Below are 6,038 nucleotides of genomic sequence, written 5' to 3' on the forward strand. Positions count from 1 at the left end.
GCGTAAAAAAGATACGACCGCCTACCGTTTTTATCGTTCCTACGAAAACACCAATCCCGGTCACTGGACGACCCGCGTGGGCAAGGACCATATCACCTTCACACACGAACTCATCGATGCGGCGGGGTATTCGTACCAATACGAAAAAACGGTTCGACTTCTCCCTAACAAGCCCATACTGGTATTGGAACACCGCCTGAAAAATACCGGTACTAAAACGATTGAAACGAACGTCTATAACCATAATTTCTTTGTACTGGATCGCCAGCCGACGGGTCCCGACTGCCGGGTCACATTTCCGTTTGCCCTCCAAACCCAGGGCGAAACCCAGGGATTGGGTACGCTGGCGGCGGTGGAGGGGAATAGCTGGCATTTTCTGAAGGAACTGGGGCCGGGCGAATCGACGCAGGTCTTCCTGACTGGCTTCGGTACAACCGCCAAAGACTACCACCTCCGCGTGGAAAACAAAAGTGTAGGGATTACCGTCACCGGCGATCAACCACTGACCCGAATCGTATGCTGGGCCAAGCGTACGACGTTTTGCCCGGAACCGTATAATCCAATCAAGGCCGAACCGGGTAAGGAATTTCGCTGGAACATTCAGTACACGTTCTTCACCAAAGAATAAACGCATTTAACCCGGTCTGACAACCGGTAATCCATTTTTAGTTCGTATTCGTACTTCTTAAAGCCGCAGGCTACGGCAGAAGTAGCTATACTTGCTTCCGCATTTGAAACTCCTTAACTCTTTATTCAGGCATGCAGAAATTTTTGGTACTAGTAGTTGTCAGTATGTGGGCGGGCCATGCTCAAGCTCAATTGTTAGACCGTATTAAAAGTAGAGTAGAGCAGAAAGTAAACCAGAAGATTGACCGAACCATTGATCAGTCGATCGACAAGGCCACTTCCAAGAAGAAAAAGAAGGAATCAAAAGCGGGCGAAGAGACTACGCCACCTACGTCTGAACCCAATGGCTCTAACAGCACCGTGGGTACTTCTAACGATTCTACTCCCTCTGCTACTCCAGCGGCGGCACCTGCTTCGCCCGTTGCTTTTACCTCGTATTCCCGTTTTGATTTTGTTCCGGGAGAAAAAATCATTGTTCACGAAGATTTCTCGCAGGATGCCATAGGCGATTTTCCGGCTCAATGGAATACGCGTACGGGTGGCGAACTGGTTACAGTGAACAATAGACCCGGAAAGTGGCTACGTATGAATCAGGATGGCGTTTTTTATCCGGAATATCTGACGCAGAATTTGCCCGAAAATTTCACCCTGCAAATGGATGTGATGGCTTCTCCGGGCATCGCCGGTATTGGTACGTTTATCATTAGTCTGATGCAGACGAAAAATGCGGATGAGAAGTTTAGCTGGGGAGCCGATGAATCTACTTCGTCAACCCCCAATTTTAAAATTGGCTTCCGGCCCAAATCTTCGGGTTCCGGAAGTATTCACTACTCCTCGCATCTGATCGGCTCGCAGCACCGGGACGGCTCTCCGGAATTCGTAGTTCCCAAGAAAAATGCGGTAAAGGTGTCCATCTGGCGACAAAAACAACGCGTTCGGGTTTATCTGGATAGTACCAAAGTGCTGGATCTGCCACGGGCACTGGAAACTACTACGGCCTTGAATTCACTTGTGCTGGCCGCTTATGCTCCGGATTACGATAAAAAAGAGGGAGCTTTCTTCGTGAGTAATATCGAGCTGGCGGTGGGTGCTCCGGATACTCGCAACAAATTGCTAACCGAAGGTAAATTTACTACGCACGGGATTCTCTTCGACGTGAACAGTGATCGCATCAAACCCAGTTCGTTCGGGGCCTTGCAGGATATTGCCAATGTTTTGAAGGAAAATGCCAGTCTACGTGTGAAGATCGTGGGTCACACCGACGCGGATGGGAATGAAAGCTCGAATCTGGACCTGTCCAAACGCCGGGCGGAATCGGTGAAAAGTATTCTGATCTCAGACTTTGGTCTCGATGCATCCCGACTGGAAACCGATGGGAAAGGCAAAACCCAACCCATTGATTCGAATGATACGCTGGTGGGAAAGGCGAATAATCGGCGGGTGGAGTTTTTGAAGTTATAAAAGGGACTCGATTGGCATGCTTAGATAATTTTGTATTCTGGTACAGGTTTGAAAACCTCTACTAGTAAAGGATAAAAACAAGAAGAGTGACGTATGGTTACGTCGCTCTTCTTGTTAGCATTAACTTAAACCTATAACTGATCTACCAAGTGAGCATACGTCCGTCGGTAAGACATATAAAATACCAGCGGGAAGACCAATAGCGTCAGCAAGGTCGCCGTAATCAGACCACCAATGACGACAATCGCCAGAGGTTTCGAAGTTTCCGAACCGATCCCCGTAGACAAAGCCGCCGGAATCAGACCGATTGCCGCCATCATGGCCGTCATGACTACCGGCCGTACCCGCGACAATACGCCCTGCGAAATGGACTGGTTGAGCGGAATTTTCTTTTGCAGATTTTTCTTGAATACCGATATCAGAATTACCCCATTCTGAATACAGATACCAAAGAGAGCGATGAATCCAATGCCCGCCGAGATACTGAAATTGACGTGCGTAATCAACAGGGCGGCAATCCCGCCAATGATGGCAAAAGGCACGTTTACCAGTACCAATCCGGCGTCTTTAGCATTGCCAAACAGTACGAACAAAATCAGGAAAATGCCCAGCAAACTAATGGGTACTACCTGAGCCAGTCGAGCCGTGGCCCGTTGCTGGTTTTCAAAATCCCCCGCCCATTTCACGGTATAACCCGGAGGCAGTTTCACCGCAGCAGCTACTTTTTGCTGGGCTTCAGCCACAGCTCCACCCATATCCCGACCCCGTACGGAAAACTTCACGGCTCCGTAGCGAACGTTCCCTTCCCGATAAATCAATACCGGACCCGTTTGTGTACTGATCGTGGCAATCTGTTTGATGGGAATCTCCGTATTGTTCATCGTCGGCACCATCAGATTGGCAATCTGTTCCTCAGTTGAGCGGAAATTGGGTGCGTACCGAATCCGTAAGTCAAAACGGCGTTCGCCTTCGTAAATCTGCGTGGCTGCTTTACCGCCAATGGCCATTTCAACGACGGCCTGAGCATCGGTTTTATTCACCCCGTACAGAGCCAGCTTTTGCTCATCCAGCAAAATATGCATTTCCGGCTGACCGATGTTCCGAATCACCCCTAGATCCGTAATGCCTGATACGGTAGCCAGCTGAGCGTCGATTTCTCCGGCTTTTTCTTCCAGAATGTTCAGATCCTTTCCGTAGATCTTCACGGCGATGCTACCTTTCACGCCCGATACGGCTTCGGCCACGTTGTCCATAATGGGTTGCGAAAAGCCAAAATCCACGCCGGGAAATACCGAAAGTTTTTTCTGCATCTGAGCGATTAGTTGCTCTTTCGTGATACCGCTTTTCCACTCGTCCTTTGGATAAATATCCACCAGAAACTCAATGTTGTAGAAGCCGGTCGGATCCGTACCATCGTTGGGACGTCCGGTTTGGGAAATCACCGCTTTTACCTCGGGGAACTGCTCGAATACTTTTCGCATCTGCGTCGTCAGGCGTACGGATTCGGGCAGTGAAATCGACATCGGCATGGTCGCCCGTACGTAAATGGAACCTTCATTCAGTTCCGGCAGAAACTCCGTACCCAATAGTTTAAAACCAGCCAGCCCAATAACGACGAGTATCGTCGTAGCCAGCAGCGTTAGTTTCTTGTGGGCGTACGTAAAGCCAAAGCCTTTCATGGTCGAGCGGGTGATGAAATCCGTGAAGAAGTTATGTTTTTCTTTCACGTTTTTCTTCAGCAGCATACTGGCCAGTACGGGCACCAGCGTCAGCGTAAAAATCAGGGCTCCGAGTAAGGCAAAGCCCAAGGTCCAGGCCAGGGGCGAGAACATCTTTCCTTCTACTTTCTGAAACGAGAAGATGGGGACCAGACACGTAATGATAATGGCTTTAGAAAAGAAAATGGCTTTACCCATTTCCGTACCCGTTTTCCGAATCACGCCCAGTTTAGCCATCTTGTTGAAACGGGTCATGCCTTCGCGGTGAGCCATCTCGTCCAACGTTACAAAAATGCCTTCCACCATCACCACCGCTCCATCGACGATGATTCCAAAGTCAATGGCACCCATGGAAAGCAGGTTGGCCGACATGCCTTTCAGTCGTAAACAAATGAAGGCAAAAAGCAACGCTAGCGGAATCACAATGGATACGGTTACGGTCGTTCGCCAGTCGGCCATAAAAATGAAGACGATGACGGTTACGAAAATCAGACCTTCCAGCAGGTTGTGGGTAACGGTATGCGTAGAGAAGTTGATGAGCGTTTCGCGGTTGTAGAACGTATTGATTTTAACGTCCTCGGGTAAAATCGTGGTGTTCAGCTCCTTGATTTTATCCTTCACCCGGGCAATGACTTCACTGGGATTTTCACCCTTCCGCATAATCACTACGCCTTCGACAACGTCGTCTTCCTTGTCGCGACCAGCCTGACCCAGTCGGGGTAAGGCTGACTCGGCCACATCGGCCACGTTACGTACCATGATGGGCGTACCCTTCACGTTTTTGATTACCGTATTCTCGATGTCCTGTAAGTTGTCGAGCATCCCAATGCCCCGGACTACATACGCTTCCGAACTTTTTTCAATGACGTCGCCCCCCACGTTGAGGTTGGCACTTTGTACAGCCTGGAATACTTCAAGTGGTGTAATGCCGTAATCAAGCAGGCGGTGGGGATTGATGGAAATCTCGTACGCTTTGGCTTCCCCGCCATAGCTTACTACATCGGCCACGCCGGGTACGCTTTTGAATTGACGGTCAATGACCCAGTCCTGAAGCGTTTTCAATTCCCGTACCGACCGCGTGGGTGACTTGAGCGTATAGCGGAGAATTTCCCCCGTAGGTCCGTAGGGCGGCTGTACTTCGGGCCGAATGCCTTCGGGTAAATCCACATTTCCCAGCAGGTTATTGACTTGTTGGCGAGCGAAGGCATCGTCCACCCCATCGTCAAACATGACGTTGACTACGGACAATCCAAACAGCGTTGACGAGCGAATATCCGTTTTTTTCTGGACGGAGTTCAGCCCGATTTCCACCGGAATGGTTACGAATTTTTCCACCTCTTCAGCGGAACGTCCCGGCCACTGCGTAATGATTGTAATCCGGGTATTCGTAACGTCAGGAAACGCTTCAATGGGGGTATTCTGATAGCAGATGAAACCCGCCACAGCGGCCAGCAGCGTCAGAAAGAAGATCAAGAATTTGTTCTTCAGCGAGAAGGACAAAATACCTTTAATGAACTTATTCATGGGAAAGGTCGGAGCCTGGCTCCATTAATTATCTAAGGCATTGTAAATCAACAGTTGGTTTTTCGTTACAATGCGGTCGCCCGCCTGCAAGCCACTGTTGAGATAGACCGTATCCCCGATGGTTTTAAAGATGGTTACTTCACGCACAACGGGCTGATTTTGCCGATTGACGACGACAACGAAATTCCGGCTCTTATCGAATACGAGTGCATTACCGGGAATTGCTATACGTTCACCCTGTCCCGGATACGAAACAATGACGTTGGCAAACATCTCGGGCTTGAGTTTAAAGTCGGCATTGAGCAGCGTAATTCGCACCTTCATGGTCTTACTATCGGGGTCGAGTACGTTGAACACCTTATCGATTCGACCTTTGTATACCTGATCCGGATAAGCGATGGTTGTAATTGTTGCTTCGTCGCCTTCATTAATGTTACTCAGGTCGGCTTCGTACACGTTTGCCATTACCCAAACCTGATCCAGGTTGGAAATGGTAAAGAGCGTTTCGGGATCATCCGACCGTAACTCCATACCAGAAGCGGCCGTTTTCTCCACGATAAAGCCACTAATAGGAGCCTTCACGATATAGGAAGCTCCACTCCCACCCATGATGCGGCGGCGTTCGTTGACCCGGTCAACCTCCCCCTTCGCCGCCGACAATTGGCCACGAGCCGCAACGAGGTCTTTCTGGGAAGACAATCCGGCTTG

At 49.7% G+C, this 6,038-nt stretch carries 3 protein-coding genes and 1 pseudogene; 2 read left to right on the top strand and 2 right to left on the bottom strand.

Features of this window, described 5'->3' with window-relative positions:
• Together ACOJTG_RS00535 and ACOJTG_RS00540 are read left to right on the top strand one after the other, a co-directional pair.
• Positions 1-628: pseudogene (locus ACOJTG_RS00535) on the top strand (hypothetical protein); the annotation flags it as partial.
• Between the two features lie 131 nt (positions 629-759).
• Entirely contained in the window at positions 760-2,088 is a 1,329-nt protein-coding gene (locus ACOJTG_RS00540; RefSeq protein WP_420152008.1) for an OmpA family protein, read from the top strand.
• 131 nt (positions 2,089-2,219) lie between these two features.
• Here ACOJTG_RS00540 and ACOJTG_RS00545 read toward each other — a convergent pair whose 3' ends face one another.
• Together ACOJTG_RS00545 and ACOJTG_RS00550 are read right to left on the bottom strand one after the other, a co-directional pair.
• Positions 2,220-5,330 carry an efflux RND transporter permease subunit gene (locus ACOJTG_RS00545; RefSeq protein ID WP_420152009.1) on the bottom strand — a complete coding sequence of 1,037 codons (3,111 nt, stop codon included), beginning with the start codon at positions 5,328-5,330 and terminating at the stop codon, positions 2,220-2,222.
• Positions 5,331-5,354: 24 nt separating this feature from the next.
• On the bottom strand, positions 5,355-6,038 hold a 684-nt coding region (locus ACOJTG_RS00550), incomplete at its 5' end, for an efflux RND transporter periplasmic adaptor subunit (protein WP_420152010.1).

Source organism: Siphonobacter sp. (genome assembly GCF_048595215.1).
Lineage (GTDB): Bacteria > Bacteroidota > Bacteroidia > Cytophagales > Spirosomataceae > Siphonobacter.